Raw genomic sequence first — 18,885 nt, forward strand, 5'->3', positions numbered from 1 at the left:
GGAAACGTGCCGATGATGCTCACTGACCTTACCTCAAAGCAAAAAAGCTCTGGCTCTCGGGCTGCGTGCCCAAGAGCCAGAGCTCTAAAAGGAGTTCGGCGGCGTCCTACTCTCCCACAGGGTCCCCCCTGCAGTACCATCGGCGCGGTAAGGCTTAGCTTCCGGGTTCGGAATGTAACCGGGCGTTTCCCCTACGCTATGACCACCGAAACACTATGAAACAATCAATCCAACCGCACCACACACCGTCCGGGGACGGGTGCGGGGTTGTTCGTGGTTTCAGAACCAACACAGTGGACGCGAGCAACTGAGGACAAGCCCTCGGCCTATTAGTACCGGTCAACTCCACACGTTGCCGTGCTTCCATATCCGGCCTATCAACCCAGTCGTCTACTGGGAGCCTTACCCTCTTATAGAGGTGGGAGTCCTCATCTCGAAGCAGGCTTCCCGCTTAGATGCTTTCAGCGGTTATCCCTCCCGAACGTAGCCAACCAGCCATGCCCTTGGCAGGACAACTGGCACACCAGAGGTTCGTCCGTCCCGGTCCTCTCGTACTAGGGACAGCCCTTCTCAAGACTCCTACGCGCACAGCGGATAGGGACCGAACTGTCTCACGACGTTCTAAACCCAGCTCGCGTACCGCTTTAATGGGCGAACAGCCCAACCCTTGGGACCGACTCCAGCCCCAGGATGCGACGAGCCGACATCGAGGTGCCAAACCATCCCGTCGATATGGACTCTTGGGGAAGATCAGCCTGTTATCCCCGGGGTACCTTTTATCCGTTGAGCGACGGCGCTTCCACAAGCCACCGCCGGATCACTAGTCCCGACTTTCGTCCCTGCTCGACCCGTCGGTCTCACAGTCAAGCTCCCTTGTGCACTTACACTCAACACCTGATTACCAACCAGGCTGAGGGAACCTTTGGGCGCCTCCGTTACTCTTTAGGAGGCAACCGCCCCAGTTAAACTACCCATCAGACACTGTCCCTGATCCGGATCACGGACCCAGGTTAGACATCCAGCACGACCAGACTGGTATTTCAACGACGACTCCACCACCACTGGCGTGGCAGCTTCAAAGTCTCCCAGCTATCCTACACAAGCCGAACCGAACACCAATATCAAACTGTAGTAAAGGTCCCGGGGTCTTTCCGTCCTGCTGCGCGAAACGAGCATCTTTACTCGTAGTGCAATTTCACCGGGCCTATGGTTGAGACAGTCGAGAAGTCGTTACGCCATTCGTGCAGGTCGGAACTTACCCGACAAGGAATTTCGCTACCTTAGGATGGTTATAGTTACCACCGCCGTTTACTGGCGCTTAAGTTCTCAGCTTCGCCACCCCGAAGAGTGACTAACCGGTCCCCTTAACGTTCCAGCACCGGGCAGGCGTCAGTCCGTATACATCGCCTTACGGCTTCGCACGGACCTGTGTTTTTAGTAAACAGTCGCTTCTCGCTGGTCTCTGCGGCCACACCCAGCTCAGAGGGAAAACCCCATCACCGGACATGGCCCCCCTTCTCCCGAAGTTACGGGGGCATTTTGCCGAGTTCCTTAACCATAGTTCACCCGAACGCCTCGGTATTCTCTACCTGACCACCTGAGTCGGTTTAGGGTACGGGCCGCCATGAAACTCGCTAGAGGCTTTTCTCGACAGCATAGGATCATCCACTTCACCACAATCGGCTCGGCATCAGGTCTCACCCACATGCCATCCGGATTTACCTGGATGACGGGCTACACCCTTACCCCGGGACAACCACCGCCCGGGCTGGACTACCTTCCTGCGTCACCCCATCACTCACCTACTAACCGCTTGGGCCGGCGGCTCCACCACTTTCCATTCCCCGAAGGGTCCGGAACGGCTTCACGGCCTTAGCATCACGATGCTCGATGTTTGACGCTTCACAGCGGGTACCGGAATATCAACCGGTTATCCATCGACTACGCCTGTCGGCCTCGCCTTAGGTCCCGACTTACCCTGGGCAGATCAGCTTGACCCAGGAACCCTTAGTCAATCGGCGCACACGTTTCTCACGTGTGTATCGCTACTCATGCCTGCATTCTCACTCGTGAACCGTCCACAACTCGCTTCCGCGGCTGCTTCACCCGGCACACGACGCTCCCCTACCCATCCATACGGGCGTTGGCCCTGTTGTATGAATGACACGACTTCGGCGGTACGCTTGAGCCCCGCTACATTGTCGGCGCGGAATCACTAGACCAGTGAGCTATTACGCACTCTTTCAAGGGTGGCTGCTTCTAAGCCAACCTCCTGGTTGTCTGTGCGACTCCACATCCTTTCCCACTTAGCGTACGCTTGGGGGCCTTAGTCGATGCTCTGGGCTGTTTCCCTCTCGACCATGGAGCTTATCCCCCACAGTCTCACTGCCGCGCTCTCACTTACCGGCATTCGGAGTTTGGCTAAGGTCAGTAACCCGGTAGGGCCCATCGCCTATCCAGTGCTCTACCTCCGGCAAGAAACACACGACGCTGCACCTAAATGCATTTCGGGGAGAACCAGCTATCACGGAGTTTGATTGGCCTTTCACCCCTAACCACAGGTCATCCCCCAGGTTTTCAACCCTGGTGGGTTCGGTCCTCCACGAAGTCTTACCTCCGCTTCAACCTGCCCATGGCTAGATCACTCCGCTTCGGGTCTTGAGCATGCTACTGAAACGCCCTGTTCGGACTCGCTTTCGCTACGGCTTCCCCACTCGGGTTAACCTCGCAACACACCGCAAACTCGCAGGCTCATTCTTCAAAAGGCACGCAGTCACGACGCAAGGACAAGTCCTTGCGCGACGCTCCCACGGCTTGTAGGCACACGGTTTCAGGTACTATTTCACTCCGCTCCCGCGGTACTTTTCACCATTCCCTCACGGTACTATCCGCTATCGGTCACCAGGGAATATTTAGGCTTAGCGGGTGGTCCCGCCAGATTCACACGGGATTTCTCGGGCCCCGTGCTACTTGGGTGTCTCTCAAACGAGCCGCTGATGTTTCGACTACGGGGGTCTTACCCTCTACGCCGGACCTTTCGCATGTCCTTCGCCTACATCAACGGTTTCTGACTCGTCCCACGGCCGGCAGACCGTGAAAGAGAGATCCCACAACCCCGCATGCGCAACCCCTGCCGGGTCTCACACACATACGGTTTGGCCTCATCCGGTTTCGCTCGCCACTACTCCCGGAATCACGGTTGTTTTCTCTTCCTGCGGGTACTGAGATGTTTCACTTCCCCGCGTTCCCTCCACATACCCTATGTGTTCAGGTATGGGTGACAGCCCATGACGACTGCCGGGTTTCCCCATTCGGACACCCCCGGATCAAAGCCTGGTTGACGACTCCCCGGGGCCTATCGTGGCCTCCCACGTCCTTCATCGGTTCCTGGTGCCAAGGCATCCACCGTGCGCCCTTAAAAACTTGGCCACAGATGCTCGCGTCCACTGTGCAGTTCTCAAACAACGACCAACCACCCATCACCCCCGGCAACAACCGGAGTTCACTGGGGTCGGCATCCCGAAGACAGACCTTACGGCCGTGCCCTCAGACACCCAACAGCGTGCCCGGCACTCCCCGCCGCCTCCCCCGACGTTCCACACCCGTGCGGGCAGTACTGGAAGAAGAAGACGATCAAGAGTGCCGAATAATCAACGTTCCACCCATGAGCAACCAGCATCGGACATGCGCCGATGTACTGGCCCCTGGACCACCAGGCAAGCCTGGCAGCCTAGAAGTGCTCCTTAGAAAGGAGGTGATCCAGCCGCACCTTCCGGTACGGCTACCTTGTTACGACTTCGTCCCAATCGCCAGTCCCACCTTCGACAGCTCCCTCCCCACAAGGGGGTTGGGCCACCGGCTTCGGGTGTTACCGACTTTCGTGACGTGACGGGCGGTGTGTACAAGGCCCGGGAACGTATTCACCGCAGCAATGCTGATCTGCGATTACTAGCAACTCCGACTTCATGGGGTCGAGTTGCAGACCCCAATCCGAACTGAGACCGGCTTTTTGAGATTCGCTCCACCTCACGGTATCGCAGCTCATTGTACCGGCCATTGTAGCACGTGTGCAGCCCAAGACATAAGGGGCATGATGACTTGACGTCGTCCCCACCTTCCTCCGAGTTGACCCCGGCGGTCTCCCGTGAGTCCCCAACACCCCCGAAGGGGCTTGCTGGCAACACGGGACAAGGGTTGCGCTCGTTGCGGGACTTAACCCAACATCTCACGACACGAGCTGACGACAGCCATGCACCACCTGTACACCGACCACAAGGGGGGCACTATCTCTAATGCTTTCCGGTGTATGTCAAGCCTTGGTAAGGTTCTTCGCGTTGCGTCGAATTAAGCCACATGCTCCGCTGCTTGTGCGGGCCCCCGTCAATTCCTTTGAGTTTTAGCCTTGCGGCCGTACTCCCCAGGCGGGGAACTTAATGCGTTAGCTGCGGCACCGACGACGTGGAATGTCGCCAACACCTAGTTCCCACCGTTTACGGCGTGGACTACCAGGGTATCTAATCCTGTTCGCTCCCCACGCTTTCGCTCCTCAGCGTCAGTAATGGCCCAGAGATCCGCCTTCGCCACCGGTGTTCCTCCTGATATCTGCGCATTTCACCGCTACACCAGGAATTCCGATCTCCCCTACCACACTCTAGCCTGCCCGTATCGACTGCAGACCCGGGGTTAAGCCCCGGGCTTTCACAATCGACGCGACAAGCCGCCTACGAGCTCTTTACGCCCAATAATTCCGGACAACGCTCGCGCCCTACGTATTACCGCGGCTGCTGGCACGTAGTTAGCCGGCGCTTCTTCTGCAGGTACCGTCACTTTCGCTTCTTCCCTGCTGAAAGAGGTTTACAACCCGAAGGCCGTCATCCCTCACGCGGCGTCGCTGCATCAGGCTTTCGCCCATTGTGCAATATTCCCCACTGCTGCCTCCCGTAGGAGTCTGGGCCGTGTCTCAGTCCCAGTGTGGCCGGTCGCCCTCTCAGGCCGGCTACCCGTCGTCGCCTTGGTGAGCCATTACCTCACCAACAAGCTGATAGGCCGCGGGCTCATCCCTCACCGCCGGAGCTTTTAACCCCCACCCATGCGAGTGGAAGTGTTATCCGGTATTAGACCCCGTTTCCAGGGCTTGTCCCAGAGTGAAGGGCAGATTGCCCACGTGTTACTCACCCGTTCGCCACTAATCCCCACCGAAGTGGTTCATCGTTCGACTTGCATGTGTTAAGCACGCCGCCAGCGTTCGTCCTGAGCCAGGATCAAACTCTCCGTGAATGCTTTCCCGCCTGCGTCCGATTAAGGACTGCGGGTCGACACATCACGAGAGCGGAACGGTCGGGCGGAATAGGCCCGGCCGTTCACAGCGTCCTCGCTGTGTTTTTCTTCAAAGGAACCTCGTCCCGGCCGAACGGCCGGAGACGGGGTATCAACATATCTGGCGTTGATTTTTGGCACGCTGTTGAGTTCTCAAGGAACGGACGCTTCCTTTGTACTCACCCTCTCGGGCTTTCCTCCGGGCGCTTCCCTTCATGTCTCCAACACTACCAGTGTTTCTCCGTCCCCCTGACCACCGTCCTGCGAGCACGCAGAAGCTGACCCCGGGTTAGGATCGACAAGTTGGATTTACTGCGGGGTGGCGACGCAAGATCACGTCGTTCAGCCCCAAGCAGGTCCTCGACTGTACATGGGGCCGCGCGGCGGGTGCAAATCGATAAGAAGATGTGGTCTAGACCTCTAATCGGTCCTCTCGCACGGAACCGGTACTACCGGTGCCATACGCTGCACCACAGTGCGCCGTCCGAGACCGACCGTGACGGGCCCCTATGAATCTCCGCCCCTGGGAGGCTTCCCATGACCACCGTGACGTCCCCGCTCACAGGACGGGCAATCGGACTCGACTCCGTGCCCGATCCCGTCTTCTCCGGAGCCATGGTCGGCCCGGGTGTGGCGATCGACCCCGTACGGGAGCCCTCCACGGCTGTCTCACCCGTCGACGGTGTCGTCGTCTCTCTGCACCCACACGCGTTCGTCGTGGTCGACGAGAGCGGGCACGGCGTGCTCACCCATCTCGGCATCGACACCGTGCAGCTCAACGGTGACGGTTTCGAACTGCTCGTCAACAAGGGCGACACCGTGACCCGCGGCCAGGGCGTCGTGCACTGGGACCCTGCCGCGGTCGAGGCCTCCGGTAAGTCCCCGGTGTGCCCGGTCGTGGCCCTGGACGCCATGGTGGAGGCCCTCTCCGAACTGCGCGACGACAGCGAGGTGAGGGCCGGCGAACGCCTCTTCCTCTGGAAGTGACACCGGTGCCGTCTCCCGACGGCCGGCAGGGCAACCCACACGGCGGCGGAAACGCCGCACTACCGGAGACAGTGAGATGGAGACAACGCTGCAAGGCGTCGGTGTGAGCCACGGTGTGGCGATCGGCGAGGTTCGGCACATGGGAACGGCGGTGCTCGAGCCGCCGGCCAGGCAGATCCCGACCGAGGAGGCGGAGCGTGAGCAGGGGCGCGCCCGCAAGGCCGTGGAGGCAGTGGCGGCCGATCTGATGGCGCGTGGCAACCTGGCGGGCGGAGAGGCCCAGGCGGTGCTCGAGGCCCAGGCCATGATGGCCCAGGACCCCGAGCTGATGACGGACGTGGAACGTCGCATCGCCGAAAGCAGTACCGCCGAGCGTGCGGTGTACGACGCGTTCGCCGCGTACCGCGAACTGCTGGCCGCTGCCGGTGAGTATCTGGCAGGCCGTGTGGCCGACCTCGACGACGTGCGGAACCGCATCGTCGCCCGGCTGCTCGGCGTGCCGATGCCGGGTGTCCCGGACAGCGACGAGCCCTACGTCCTGGTGGCCCGTGACCTCGCGCCTGCGGACACGGCGCTGCTGGACCCGGCCCTGGTGCTCGGTTTCGTGACCGAGGAAGGGGGACCCACCAGTCACAGCGCGATCCTGGCTCGGGCGCTCGGTGTGCCCGCCGTGGTGGCCCTGCCCGGTGCCGGTGAACTCGCCGAGGGGACGCTGATCGCCGTCGACGGCAGTACCGGTGAGATCTTCGTGAACCCGAGCGAGGAGAAGAAGGGGCGGCTCGAAGCCGCGGCGGCCGAGCGCCGGGCGGCGCTGGGCGCGTCGACCGGCCCCGGTGTGACCGCGGACGGTCACACGGTGCCGCTGTTGGCGAACATCGGCGGTCCGGCGGACGTGCCGGCCGCGGTCGAGGCGGGCGCGGAGGGCGTCGGTCTCTTCCGTACCGAGTTCCTCTTCCTGGACGACAGCAAGAACGCTCCCTCCGAGGAGAAGCAGGTCTCGGCCTACCGTCAGGTGCTCGAAGCGTTCCCCGAGGGCCGTGTGGTCGTGCGGGTGCTGGATGCGGGCGCGGACAAACCGCTGGACTTCCTCACCCCGGTGGATGAGCCGAACCCAGCACTGGGCGTACGCGGTCTGCGGTCGCTGCTCGACCACCCGGAAGTGCTGCGTACCCAGCTGTCGGCTCTGGTCAAGGCCTCGGAGGGGCTGCCCGTCCACCTTGAGGTGATGGCCCCGATGGTGGCGGACCGCGCGGATGCCAAGGCCTTCGCCGACGCGTGCCGTGAGGCGGGCCTGCACGCGAAGTTCGGCGCGATGGTCGAGATTCCGTCGGCCGCGCTGCGGGCGCGCTCGATCCTGCAGGAGGTGGAGTTCCTGTCGCTGGGGACGAACGACCTCGCGCAGTACACGTTCGCCGCGGACCGTCAGGTGGGTGCGGTGTCCCGGCTGCAGGATCCGTGGCAGCCCGCGCTGCTCGACCTGGTCGCGCTGTCGGCGGAGGCCGCGAAGGCCGAGGGCAAGAGCTGTGGTGTCTGTGGTGAGGCCGCGTCCGACCCGCTGCTCGCTTCGGTGCTGACCGGTCTGGGTGTCACCTCCCTCTCCATGGGTGCGGCGTCCATTCCCTATGTGCGGGCGGCGCTGGCGAAGTTCACTCTGGCGCAGTGCGAGCGGGCCGCGGCGGCGGCCCGTGCGACGGACAGCGCCGAGGAGGCCCGTAGGGCCGCTCAGGCCGTGCTGTCGGGCGAGTAGCAGGAGGCGGCGGGCGCGCGGACGACCGCCGCCGTTCCGGAGGGGCGCTCCACTCGGGGGGCGCCCCTTTCCTTGATCTCCGCTTTCCGTTCGGGGTTCAGTGGTGGTGGCTCGGAGGCGGGCCTTCCCCCAGGTCGGGTGGCTCGCAGTAGTCGACGTTGGATTCCGGCGAGATGAGATCTCCCGATTCCACGTCGGTGCAGTAGGCGTCGAACACCTCGCCCGCGGTGAGGGGCTCGAGGCCGTGGGCGCGCAATCGCCAGCCGTGAATGCGGTCGGGGGCGTCCGGGGTGGTGGTCCGCATGACGAGTCCGCCCGGGCTGTCGGTGGCGAGACCGACGGCCAGCACCGTGGTGAATTCGAGGATCTCGGCGTCGTCCAGTTCGAGACGTCCGCCTTTGTCGTCCGCGTGGAGGACTGCGACCAGGGTCTCGGGTGGTCCGGCGACGCTGCAGACGAGATGCCGGCTTCCAGGACCTGCCGTTTCGAGGATGCGGACGATCAGCCGGGAGGCGCGGGCGAAGGCCTCGCCTCCCAGGTCCTCTCCGCACGAGGGGCAGGCGCCGAGACGGGTGAGCAGCATGGCCGCGTACTCCCAGGTCGCCCGGCGGACGCCCTCGTCGACGAGGGCGGGCAGGAGATCGGTCAGGGGCTGCCCCTCGTAGGAGACGGTGGGTCCGGTGGCCGCGAGTTCGGCCGTGAAGCGGGTGCGGCTGGCATGGCTGTCCGGGTCGAGGCCGCGTTGTGCGCAGAACTCCGCGTACTCCTCGGGGTCGAAGAGGGCCAGTGTGGTGTGGCTGCCCTGCCGGGCACGGGCCCTGAGGAGGGCCTCCACGTGCTCGAGGTACGTGCGGTGGTCGTCGAAGGTGAAGCTCCGGTAGTGCCGCATGACGCGGAAGTCGTGTTCGTCGGTGAGCAGCCCGATGGTGCCCGCGATTTCGCGGCGCAGGACGCGTCGCACGGTTCGGCGGTCGGTGTACGTCATGTCTCCCCCTGCACGGTCGATCAATGCTCACTCACAGTAACCGGGGGCACTGACACCGGCCTCCGGCCGGGCGGCCGGGACCCGGAGGCCGGGGCGGGTTCAGGCTCGTTTGCGGGCCAGGTCCTCGTAGAAGGTGAGGAGCTCCAGATTGTCGACGGAGCCGGCGTTGACCGCCTTCTCCAGCGGTGTGCCCTGGAGAAGGCGTTTGACCGGAACCTCGATGCGTTTGCCCGTCAGGGTGTGCGGGACGCCGGGGACCTCCATGATCTCGTCGGGTACGTGGCGTGGGGAGAGTTCCTCGCGGATGGTCCGCCGGATGCGGCCCGCCAGGTCCTCGTCGAGCACGGCGCCCGGTGCCAGGTGGACGAACAGGGGCATCCAGTAACCGCCGTCGGGCTGTTCGATGCCGATGACGAGGGATTCCTTGATCTCGGGAAGGCGCTCGACGGCCTCGTAGATGTCCGCCGACCCCATGCGGACGCCCTGGCGGTTGAGCGTGGAGTCGGAGCGGCCGTGAATGACGACGGAACCCCGGGAGGTGAGGGTGATCCAGTCGCCGTGCCGCCAGACGCCGGGGTAGGTGTCGAAGTAACTGTCGTGGTAGCGGCTGCCGTCGGGGTCGTTCCAGAAGTGGATCGGCATGGACGGCATCGGGTTGGTGACCACGAGCTCGCCGACCTCGTCGGTCAGGGGCCTGCCACTCGGGTCCCAGGACTGCAGGTCGGTGCCGAGACAGGGTGCCTGCAGCTCACCGACGTGGACGGGAAGGGTGGGTACGGCACCGGCGAAGCAGGAGCACACGTCCGTACCACCGCTGACGGAGGCGATCCACAGGTCGTCGCGCACCTCGTCGTGCAGCCAGCGGAAACCGTCGGGCGGCAGGGGGGAGCCGGTGGTGGCGACGCACTGCACCGCCGAGAGGTCGAAGTCGCGCGAGGGGTGCACGTCCGCCTTGCGGCAGGCCATGACGTAGGCGGCGGAGGTGCCGTAGAGGGTGGCTCCGGTGCGTTCGGCGATCCGCCACTGGGCGCCCGTGTCCGGGTAGCCGGGGCTGCCGTCGTACAGGACGACCGTCGTTCCGGTGAGCAGGCCGGAGACGAGGAAGTTCCACATCATCCAGCCGGTCGACGTGTACCAGAAGAAGCGGTCCTCGGGGCCCAGGTCGCAGTGGAGTCCGAGTTGCTTGAGGTGTTCGACCAGGATGCCGCCCTGGGACTGGACGATCGCCTTCGGCAGCCCGGTGGTGCCGGAGGAGTAGAGCACCCAGAGGGGGTGTTCGAAGGGCACCTGCTCGAAGACCGGTTCGGTGTCCGCGGAGGTGAGGGCCTGCCAGTCGAGCGTGCCGTCGGGGGCATCCGTGCCGAGCAGGGGGATGTGCACGACGGCGCGCAGGGTGGGCAGTTCCCGGCGCAGTTCGGCGACGACGTCGCGGCGGTCGTGCTCCTTGCCGCCGTAGCGGTAGCCGTCGACGGTGAACAGGACGACCGGTTCGACCTGCTGGAAGCGGTCGAGGACGCTCCGGGCGCCGAAGTCGGGCGCACAGGAGGTCCACACGCCGCCCACGGCCGCGGTGGCCAGGAAGGCGACGACGGCCTGCGGGATGTTGGGCAGGTAGCCGCTGACGCGGTCGCCGGGACGTACGCCGAGGGCGCGCAGTTCGGCTGCGAGGGAGCCGACCTGACGGCGCAGCTCGGTCCAGGTGACGGGCCTCGGGTCGTGGGTCTCGTCGACGTGGAGGAGCGCCGGCTGCCCCGCGCGGGTCGCGGCCGCGCGGAGGGCGTGTTCGGCGTAGTTGAGGGTGGCACCGGGGAACCACTGGGCGCCGGGCATCGAGCGGTCGCCCAGCACGCGTGCGTAGGGGGTCGAGAAACGGACGTCGAACCATTCCGTGACGGCCTTCCAGAAGGCTTCCGGCTCGTCCACGGACCAGCGGTGCAGTTCCGCGTAGCCGCCCTCGGCGGGGGCTCCGTGGTGCTCGGCCGCCCATGTGCGGAAGTGGGTGATCCGGGCACGGGCGGTGCGTTCCGGATCTGGCCGCCAGAGCGGCTGGGGGTTCACGGTCGACATGGGCGGCTCCCGGACTGTGCGCGTCGTGTGCGTCCTGCGCGCACGGGCTGGGGTGTGCGCGTGACGCGGCTGACAGGGACGATGCCACGTGATCGTCTTCCGTACCAGGGCACGGCCCACATGGTCCCGGTCGTGAAGATGTGGTCCGGTCATGGGTGAACGGCAGTTGAACGACACGCCTGCGGGGTGCCGGCGGTGGCAGGGTGAGCACCATGGACGGTCGTGACCTGGTGCGTTCGGTGAGGTCGGTCGGCTCGGTGGGGACGGCACAGGGTTTGCGTACCGTACGGGCAGCGTGGCGCAGGCGGCGGGCGGATGCCACCGGGCTGCCGCCCCGCGGGGCGGAGCGCGCGCGCACTCCCGGGACTGTGCGGGAGGTGGATCCCGGGCCCGGAGGCGGTGTCGTGCGGTTCGGCCGTTCCGAGCTGCGGATCCGCGTCGCCGTGAGCGGAGCCGTCTTCTGGGGCTGGGACGGGGCGGCTCCGGAGCCGTCGTACGCGCTGGCCGGGCGCTGCCCCGACCCGGATCCGCGAGCGGTGCTGGAGCCGGACACCGACGGCGGCTGGCGGGTGGTCGCCGAGCGGGTGACGGTCGCCGTCTCGAGACACGGCGCGGTGGAGGTACTCACTCCGGGGGGCGTGGTGCTGCGTCGGGAGCTGCCGCCGCGGTGGTGGGAGCCGGTGGCAGGAGGCCCGGCACGCTGGATGCAGCGGTCCGAGGTACGTGCCGACGCCCGGTTCTTCGGGCTCGGCGGACGGGCGTCGGGGCCGTGGCTGCGGGACGGTACCTACCGGCTGTGGAACACGGGTCCCGGTCGCGGCATCGTGACGGGCGACGCTTCGTCGCCCGTCACGATGCCGGTGCAGCTGGTGGTGGCCGACGCGGGCGCGCATCTCGCGTTCCACGACAGTTCGTGGGACGGCACCGTCACGCTGCGGGAGGGGGCGGAGGGCGCCGGATCCGGGCACGACCGGGCGGGGACCTGTGAACTGCGGATGGGCGGGGGCCCGCTGCGCTGCTGGGTGATGGTGGGCACTCCCGCGCGGGTGCTGCTCGCCTGGGCGTCACTGACCGGTGCGCCCGCGCTGCCGCCCGCGTGGGCCCTCGGACATCATCACGCGCGGTGGGGCGACGGCGGTGAGCAGGAGGTGCGGCGGACCGTCGCCGGCTTTCAGGAGCACGGGCTGCCGCTCGACGCCGTCCACCTCGGCAGCGGCCACCACGAGGCCCACCGGGCGTTCACCATGGACCAGGAGCGGTTCCCCAAGCTGCCGGCCCTGGCCGACGAGCTGCGGCGGGACGGGATCCGGCTGGTGTCGGTCGTCGGTCCTGCGGTCCCTGCCGGGGACGGCCATGCCGTGTACGACGCGGGGACGGCCCGGGACGCGTTCGTGCGCGACGCGTCGGGAGATGTCGTCCAGGGTGTGTCCTGGCCCGGGGACGTGGTCTTCCCCGACTTCACCCACCCGCGCGTGCGTGCGTGGTGGGGCGATCTGTACGCGGAGCGGCTGGAACAGGGGTTCGCCGGCTTCTGGCACGACATGAACGAACCGACGTCGTTCACCGCGTTCGGGGAGCCGACGCTCCCCCGATCGGCCCGCCACGCCCTGGACGGGCTGGACGGTGATCATCGCGAGGCACACAACGTGTACGCACTGTGCATGGCCAGGGCGGCTCACGAGGGACTGCGGGCGCTGCTGCCCGGGGAGCGGCCGTTCCTGCTCTCCCGCTCGGGCTGGGCCGGCGTACAGCGCTACGGCGGGATCCTGTCGGGGGAAGTGGCCCCGGGCTGGCCCGGACTGCGGGCGTCGCTGGCCCTGGTACTGGGGCTCGGGCTGTGCGGGGTCCCGTACGCGGGGCCGGACGTCGGCGGCGCCGGCGGGGACCCCTCTCCCGAGCTGTATCTGCGGTGGCTCCAGCTGGGCGCCCATCTGCCGCTGTTCCGCACCCGCGCGGGGGCGGGGACCGGGTACAGGGAGCCGTGGGAGTCCGGCACCGAGGTGCTGGCGCACATACGCGCGGCTCTCGTCGAGCGCCGGCGGCTGCAACCGTACTTCGTGACTCTGGCGCATCTGGCCCGGCGTACCGGGGCCCCCTATGTGCGGCCGTTGTGGTGGTCGGCGCCGGAGGAGCGGGAGTTGCGCGACTGCGAGGACGCCTTCCTGCTGGGCGACAGCCTGCTGGTGGCACCGGTGCTGGATCCTGGCGTGGAGCGGCGCACGGTGCGGCTGCCCGGCGGGCGCTGGTACGAGACGGCGACGGACCGGGTGTTCGACGGGCCTGCCCAGGTGGTGGTGGACACGCCCCTGGACCGCGTTCCGGTGTTCGCCCGCGCGGGCGCCGTCATTCCCGTGCGCGGGGAGGACGGCGGGCTGGAACTGGAGGTGTGGGCGCCCCTCAGGGGGCGGGCCGGCGGCGGGACGGTCGTCGCGGACGCCGGCGACGGCTGGGAGGAGCCGGACCTCGAGCGGTACACCACCCGCTGGACGGGCTCCCGGATCGTCGTCGAGCGGGAGGGCGGGGACGGCACCTGCGGCCTCCCCCACCCGGTGCGCGTCCGCGGGCTCGGGCCCGGCTGAGCGGGGCGGGACGCGGCGTCGCGTCAGATGTACCGGCCCTCGAACCAGGCCCGCACGGCACGCGTGTGCAGCGGGAAGGCGAGTTCCTCCGCGCGCCGCAGCAGGTGCCAGCCCTCCGTCTCGTCCGTGGCGTCCGACGGTGGCAGCCCTTCCGCGGGACGTTCCGGGAGCAGCCCGAACAGCAGCAGGTGTCCGTCGGGCGAGCTCATGGCGTCGGCGAGCCGTACGTCCCGGCTCGCCGCGTCGATGCCGGTCTCCTCCTGGAGTTCGCGGACGACGGCCCGGCGCCAGTCCTCCCGGTCGTCGATGTAGCCGCCGGGCAGGGCTGTTCCTCCGCTCGCGGGGGCGATGGTCCGGGTGATGACGACGAGGGCGGTGCCCTTCGGGTCGTACACGGGCTGGAGGGCGACCGCGACCGGCAGCGGGTTGCGATAGGCGGCGGTGCCGCATGCCGGGCAGGTGCGGGGCCGGCCCGGGACGCCCTCACCGAAGGGCGTGCCGCAGCTCGAACAGTGGGAGTCCGGCACGGGATCAGGGCCGGGGGTCTGGGTTATGGGCACGCGCGGACTGTAGCCGATCGGGGTGGAGGCGTCTCCAGGGACTGTCCGGGGCCGTTCAGCGGTGGCCGGTGAGTGACCTCCGGGAGACCGGAAAGTCGAAGTGGGTGCCGGAACCGGCCTCCAGCTTGAAGGTGGAGTGCCACCATCCCTCGGCCGGGCTCACGAAGCCGGGGTTTCCCAGGGTGTTCTCGAGGAGTGACCGGTTGCTCCGCTGCTCACCCTTTATGCGGGGGTCGCGGGTGTGGCTGAGGGTGTCGAAGCAGTCGTAACCGGTGCCCATGTCGACCGAGTTGTCGGGGAACCGCTCGCCCCGGTCCGCGAAGCAAGGGGCGAGGGGTTCTCCGGGGTGACGGCCTGGCGGCGCTGCGCCGCCTGTGCCATGGCGTGCTGGACGACGCCGACGAGGACCGTCTTGACCGACTCGCGGTCCCGGGCGTCGCCCATCAGGAGTGGTACGTCCGGGTCGAGATCGAGTGCTCGGCGGACGTCCTCGGCCGGGTAACGCGCGGCTCCCTCGAAGCAGTTGACGCCGACGAGGAACGGTATGGAGCGCCGCTCGAAGTAGTCGACGGCCGCGAAGCAGTCCTCCAGCCGCCGGGTGTCGGCGAGGACGACGGCGCCGAGGGCGCCCTCGGCGAGCTCGTCCCACATGAACCAGAACCGCTCCTGGCCGGGCGTGCCGAAGAGATACAGCACCAGGTCCTCGCGAAGCGTGATGCGGCCGAAGTCCATGGCCACCGTGGTGGTGTTCTTGGCCTCCACCCCACTGAGGTCGTCGACCGGGCGCCCTGCTTCGGTGAGCAGTTCCTCGGTGCGCAGCGGCCTGATCTCACTGACCGCGCCGACGAGCGTGGTCTTGCCCACGCCGAAGCCGCCGGCCACCAGGATCTTGAGCGTGACGGGCTCGACCGGGGGCTTGCCGCGCTCAGAACGCCCGAAGATCATCGTACTTTTCTCCTGCTCGGTGAAGGTCCTGCGGTGGACCGTAGCCGCCACCGCCGGGGGTTTCGATGACGAGTACGTCGCCGGGGTGGACGTCCGCCGAATCGCTGCCGTCGAGTGTGGTGACGCCACCGTCCGCGCGGTCGATCCGGTTGGCGCCGAGCGCCCCGGGCGCACCGCCCGCCATACCGTACGGGGGGATCCTGCGGTGCTGGGACAGTGTGGAAACGGTCATGGGTTCCAGGAACCGGATGCGGCGGACCGCGCCGTCCCCGCCGCGCCACCGGCCTGCTCCGCCGCTGCCCTCGCGTACGCCGAACGCGTCGATACGGACCGGCAGCCTCCATTCCAGGACCTCGGGGTCGGTGAGGCGCGAGTTGGTCATGTGGGTCTGTACGACGGGCGCTCCGGGAAAGCCGTCCCCCGCGCCCGAGCCGGAGGCGACTGTCTCGTAGTACTGATGGCGGGCGTTGCCGAAGGTGACGTTGTTCATGGTGCCGGATCCCTCGGCCTGGACGCCGAGCGCCGCGTAGAGGGCGCCGGTGATGCTCTGGGAGGTCTCCACGTTGCCCGCGACGACGGCGGCGGGTGGCCGGGGCGCCAGCATGGAGCCGGGCGGCACGATGATCCGCAGCGGCCGCAGACAGCCGTCGTTGAGCGGAATGTCGTCGCCGACCAGAGTGCGGAAGACGTACAGGACCGCCGCGTTGACGACCGAGAAGGGGGCGTTGAAGTTGGTGGGCAACTGTGCTGCGGTGCCCGTGAAGTCGATGGTGGCGGAGCGGTCCGCACGGTCCACGCGCACGCTCACACGGATGACGGCGCCGGAGTCGGTCTCGTAGGCGTACTCGCCGTCTTCGAGGGCGTCGATCACGCGGCGTACCGAGTCCTCGGCATGGTCCTGGACGTGTCGCATGTACGCCTGGACCACGTCGAGGCCGAAGTTCCCGATCATCCGGCCGACCTCGTCGACGCCCTTCTGGTTGGCGGCGATCTGGGCGCGCAGATCGGCGAGATTGGTCTGCGGGTTGCGGGAGGGGTACCGGGCGTCGGTCAGGAGGCTGAGGGTCTCCTCCTCGCGGAACCGGCCGTTCTCGGCGAGCAGCCAGTTGTCGAAGAGGATGCCTTCCTCGTCGATGCTGCGGCTGTCGGCGGGCATGGACCCCGGGGCGATGCCGCCGATTTCGGCGTGGTGGCCGCGAGAGGCGACGTGGAAGAGGACCTCTCCGTCACCCCGCGTGGTGTCGGCGTGCCCGGTGTCGAAGACCGGGGTGATCACGGTGACGTCGGGTAGATGGGTACCGCCGTGGTACGGGTCGTTCACGGCGTAGGTGTCACCCGGGCGCATGGTGGAGCCGCGCCGCCGGATGACCTCCTTGACGCCGGCGCCCATCGACCCCAGGTGGACGGGGATGTGGGGGGCGTTGGCCACCAGGTTTCCGTCCGGGTCGAAGAGGGCGCAGGAGAAGTCCAGGCGCTCCTTGATGTTGACGGACTGGGCGGTGGACTCGAGGCGGGCGCCCATCTGTTCGGCGATGGACATGAAGAGGTTGTTGAAGACCTCAAGCATCACCGGGTCGGCTTCCGGGCCGGATCCCCTGTCCGGTTCCGTGTCGGGGACAGAACTCCGCGTAACGGCGACGCGTTCCATGACCAGATGCCCGTCCTGGTTCGGAGCGGCCCGCCAGCCTTCGTCGACGACGGTTGTGGCGCCGTCCTCGGTGATGATCGCCGGGCCGGCGACCGCCTCGCCGGGGGGAAGGTCCTCACGACGGTGGAGGGGGACGTCGCGCCAGGTGCCGCCGGTGTGGAGGCGGACGGAGCGCGGAGCGGCGGGGCGGCCTTCGTAAGGGGCGAGGGCGGAGAGATCGGGGGGTTCGGTGATGCCGGTGGCTTCGACGGAGAGGGCCTCGACGACGATCGGGCGGTCGAGCGTGAAGGAGTAGGTGGCGCGATGACGTTCTTCGAAGGCGCGGCGCATGGCGGTGGGGTCGGTCAGTTCGACCGTGAGGGTGGTGTCGGTGCCGTCGTAGCGGAGCTGGGCGCGCCGGGTGACCTCGATCCGGTCCCCGGGGACGTCCTCGGCGAGGAGTTCGGTGCGGGCCGCCCCTTCCAGGTCGTCGGCGAGCCGGTGGATGCCGGGCATCTCGGCGGGCTCCAGGGGTGCCTCGGCGGAGTGTTCGCGCATGGCCGTGGTGTCGGCGAGGCCCATGCCGAGTGCGGAGAGGACACCCGCCATGGGGGGCACGAGGACGGTACGGATGCCGAGGGAGTCGGCGACCCCGCACGCGTGCTGTCCACCCGCACCGCCGAAGGTGGTGAGGGCGTAACGGGTGATGTCGTGGCCCTTCTGGACGGAGATCCGCTTCACCGCGGCGGCGATGTTGGCGACGGCGATCCGCAGGTAGCCCTCGGCGACCTGCTCCGGGGTGCGGTCGTCGCCGGTCTGTTCGCGGATCTCGCGCGCGAGGGTGGTGAAGCGGTCGCGGACGAGTCCGGCGTCGAGGCGCTGGTCGCCGTTCTGGCCGAACACCGCGGGGAAGTGTGCGGGCTGGATGCGTCCGAGCATGACGTTGGCGTCGGTGACGGCGAGCGGTCCGCCGGCCCGGTAGCAGGCGGGGCCGGGATCGGCGCCGGCCGAGTCCGGGCCCACGCGGTAGCGGGAGCCGTCGAAGTGAAGGACCGAGCCGCCGCCGGCGGCGACGGTGTGGATGTCCAGCATGGGCGCGCGCAGCCGGACACCGGAGATCCGGGTGGTGAAAACGCGTTCGTAGTTCCCGGCGAAGTGGGAGACGTCGGTGGAGGTGCCGCCCATGTCGAAGCCGATGACCCGGTCGTAGCCGGCGAGCTGCGACATGCGGGCCATCCCGACGATGCCGCCGGCCGGCCCGGACAGGACAGCGTCCTTGCCACGGAACTGCGCGGCTTCGGCGAGGCCGCCGTTGGACTGCATGAACATCAGCCGTACGCCCTCGAGTGCGTCGGCCACCTGCCGGACGTAGCGGCGCAGCACGGGCGAGAGGTAGGCGTCGACGACGGCCGTGTCCCCGCGCGGGACGAGTCGCATCAGCGGGCTGACCTCGCTGGACAGCGAGATCTGCGGGAAGCCGATGCGGGCGGCGAGTTCCCCGACCGCCTTTTCGTGGGCAGGATGGAGGTGGCTGTGCATGCAGACCACGGCAACGGCGCGGATGCCGTCGGCGTGGGCCCGGTGCAACGGCCCGCAGAGGGCGTCGAGGTCCGGGGCGCGCAGGACGGTGCCGTCGGCGGCGACGCGCTCGTCCACTTCGACGACCCGTTCGTACAGCATCTCGGGCAGTTCGATGTGGCGGGCGAAGATGGCCGGGCGGTTCTGGTAGGCGATGCGCAGGGCGTCGCGGAAGCCTCGGGTGATGACCAGGAGAGTGCGTTCGCCGGCGCGCTCCAGGAGGGCGTTGGTGGCGACCGTGGTTCCCATGCGTACGGACTCGACGGGAGCGCGGGAGCCGGCCAGCAGTTCGCGGACGCCCGCAACCGCCGCGTCGGCGGCGGGTCCCGCCCCGCCGGGAGGAGGTCCTGGCCGGTCGAGGGCCGGGTTGTCCGACAGTAGTTTGCGGGTGAGGAGCCGCCCGTCGGGGCGACGGGCGACGATGTCGGTGAAGGTGCCGCCTCGGTCGACCCAGAACTGCCAGCCTGTCACGTCAGTACCTCGCTTCCGTGCCG

General features: G+C 67.4%; 7 protein-coding genes, 3 rRNA genes and 2 pseudogenes. 3 read left to right on the forward strand and 9 right to left on the reverse strand.

Annotated features, from left to right (window positions below):
- Positions 1 to 93: 93 nt before the first annotated feature.
- The 3 genes from rrf to ACWZEH_RS04495 form a co-directional block, all read right to left on the reverse strand.
- Positions 94 to 210: ribosomal RNA gene (gene rrf, locus ACWZEH_RS04485) — 5S ribosomal RNA — on the reverse strand.
- A 99-nt stretch (positions 211 to 309) separates the two neighbouring features.
- Positions 310 to 3,429 (reverse strand): 23S ribosomal RNA (locus tag ACWZEH_RS04490).
- Positions 3,430 to 3,747: 318 nt separating this feature from the next.
- Positions 3,748 to 5,277: ribosomal RNA gene (locus ACWZEH_RS04495) — 16S ribosomal RNA — on the reverse strand.
- The 16S, 23S and 5S rRNA genes sit together here, the layout of an rRNA operon.
- Positions 5,278 to 5,853: 576 nt before the next feature.
- On the opposite strand from ACWZEH_RS04495, the gene ACWZEH_RS04500 reads away from it, so the two are divergent.
- Both ACWZEH_RS04500 and ptsP read left to right on the forward strand, forming a co-directional pair.
- Positions 5,854 to 6,303, forward strand: a complete 450-nt coding sequence (locus tag ACWZEH_RS04500; protein WP_456195810.1) for a PTS sugar transporter subunit IIA — start codon at positions 5,854 to 5,856, stop codon at positions 6,301 to 6,303.
- A gap of 76 nt (positions 6,304 to 6,379) precedes the next feature.
- On the forward strand, positions 6,380 to 8,050 hold the full coding sequence (gene ptsP, locus ACWZEH_RS04505; RefSeq protein WP_456195812.1) for a phosphoenolpyruvate--protein phosphotransferase: 1,671 nt from the start codon (positions 6,380 to 6,382) through the stop codon (positions 8,048 to 8,050).
- Positions 8,051 to 8,147: 97 nt separating this feature from the next.
- Here the strand turns inward: ptsP and ACWZEH_RS04510 are convergent, their stop codons facing one another.
- Both ACWZEH_RS04510 and ACWZEH_RS04515 read right to left on the reverse strand, forming a co-directional pair.
- Positions 8,148 to 9,035 (reverse strand): hypothetical protein, encoded by an 888-nt coding sequence (locus tag ACWZEH_RS04510; RefSeq protein WP_456195814.1) that lies wholly within the window; start codon positions 9,033 to 9,035, stop codon positions 8,148 to 8,150.
- Between the two features lie 99 nt (positions 9,036 to 9,134).
- On the reverse strand, positions 9,135 to 11,102 hold the full coding sequence (locus tag ACWZEH_RS04515; RefSeq protein WP_456195816.1) for an acetoacetate--CoA ligase: 1,968 nt from the start codon (positions 11,100 to 11,102) through the stop codon (positions 9,135 to 9,137).
- 212 nt (positions 11,103 to 11,314) lie between these two features.
- Here ACWZEH_RS04515 and ACWZEH_RS04520 point away from each other — a divergent pair, with 212 nt between their 5' ends.
- Positions 11,315 to 13,681 (forward strand): glycoside hydrolase family 31 protein, encoded by a 2,367-nt coding sequence (locus ACWZEH_RS04520; protein WP_456195818.1) that lies wholly within the window; start codon positions 11,315 to 11,317, stop codon positions 13,679 to 13,681.
- A gap of 23 nt (positions 13,682 to 13,704) precedes the next feature.
- On the opposite strand, the gene ACWZEH_RS04525 is transcribed toward ACWZEH_RS04520, so the two are convergent.
- The 4 genes and pseudogenes from ACWZEH_RS04525 to ACWZEH_RS04540 all read right to left on the reverse strand — a co-directional run bounded on the left by ACWZEH_RS04525 (position 13,705) and on the right by ACWZEH_RS04540 (position 18,862).
- Positions 13,705 to 14,241 carry an NUDIX domain-containing protein gene (locus ACWZEH_RS04525; RefSeq protein WP_456195820.1) on the reverse strand — a complete coding sequence of 179 codons (537 nt, stop codon included), beginning with the start codon at positions 14,239 to 14,241 and terminating at the stop codon, positions 13,705 to 13,707.
- Positions 14,242 to 14,296: 55 nt separating this feature from the next.
- Positions 14,297 to 14,590 (reverse strand): annotated as a pseudogene (locus ACWZEH_RS04530) (M15 family metallopeptidase); the annotation flags it as partial.
- Positions 14,587 to 15,186 (reverse strand): annotated as a pseudogene (locus tag ACWZEH_RS04535) (GTP-binding protein); the annotation flags it as partial. The pseudogenes ACWZEH_RS04530 and ACWZEH_RS04535, both read right to left, overlap by 4 nt.
- On the reverse strand, positions 15,167 to 18,862 hold the full coding sequence (locus tag ACWZEH_RS04540) for a hydantoinase B/oxoprolinase family protein (RefSeq protein WP_456195822.1): 3,696 nt from the start codon (positions 18,860 to 18,862) through the stop codon (positions 15,167 to 15,169). The pseudogene ACWZEH_RS04535 and the gene ACWZEH_RS04540, both read right to left, overlap by 20 nt.
- Between the last annotated feature and the right edge of the window lie 23 nt (positions 18,863 to 18,885).

The organism is Streptomyces yamdrokensis, assembly GCF_053890455.1.

What these genes read in the sequence shown, in the direction of transcription:
- ACWZEH_RS04510 (WP_456195814.1), bottom strand. Translation starts at nt 9,035, where the DNA reads ATGACGTACACCGACCGCCGAACCGTGCGACGCGTCCTGCGCCGCGAA.
- ACWZEH_RS04520 (WP_456195818.1), top strand. Translation starts at nt 11,315, where the DNA reads ATGGACGGTCGTGACCTGGTGCGTTCGGTGAGGTCGGTCGGCTCGGTG.
- ptsP (WP_456195812.1), top strand. Translation starts at nt 6,380, where the DNA reads ATGGAGACAACGCTGCAAGGCGTCGGTGTGAGCCACGGTGTGGCGATC.
- ACWZEH_RS04500 (WP_456195810.1), top strand. Translation starts at nt 5,854, where the DNA reads ATGACCACCGTGACGTCCCCGCTCACAGGACGGGCAATCGGACTCGAC.
- ACWZEH_RS04515 (WP_456195816.1), bottom strand. Translation starts at nt 11,102, where the DNA reads ATGTCGACCGTGAACCCCCAGCCGCTCTGGCGGCCAGATCCGGAACGC.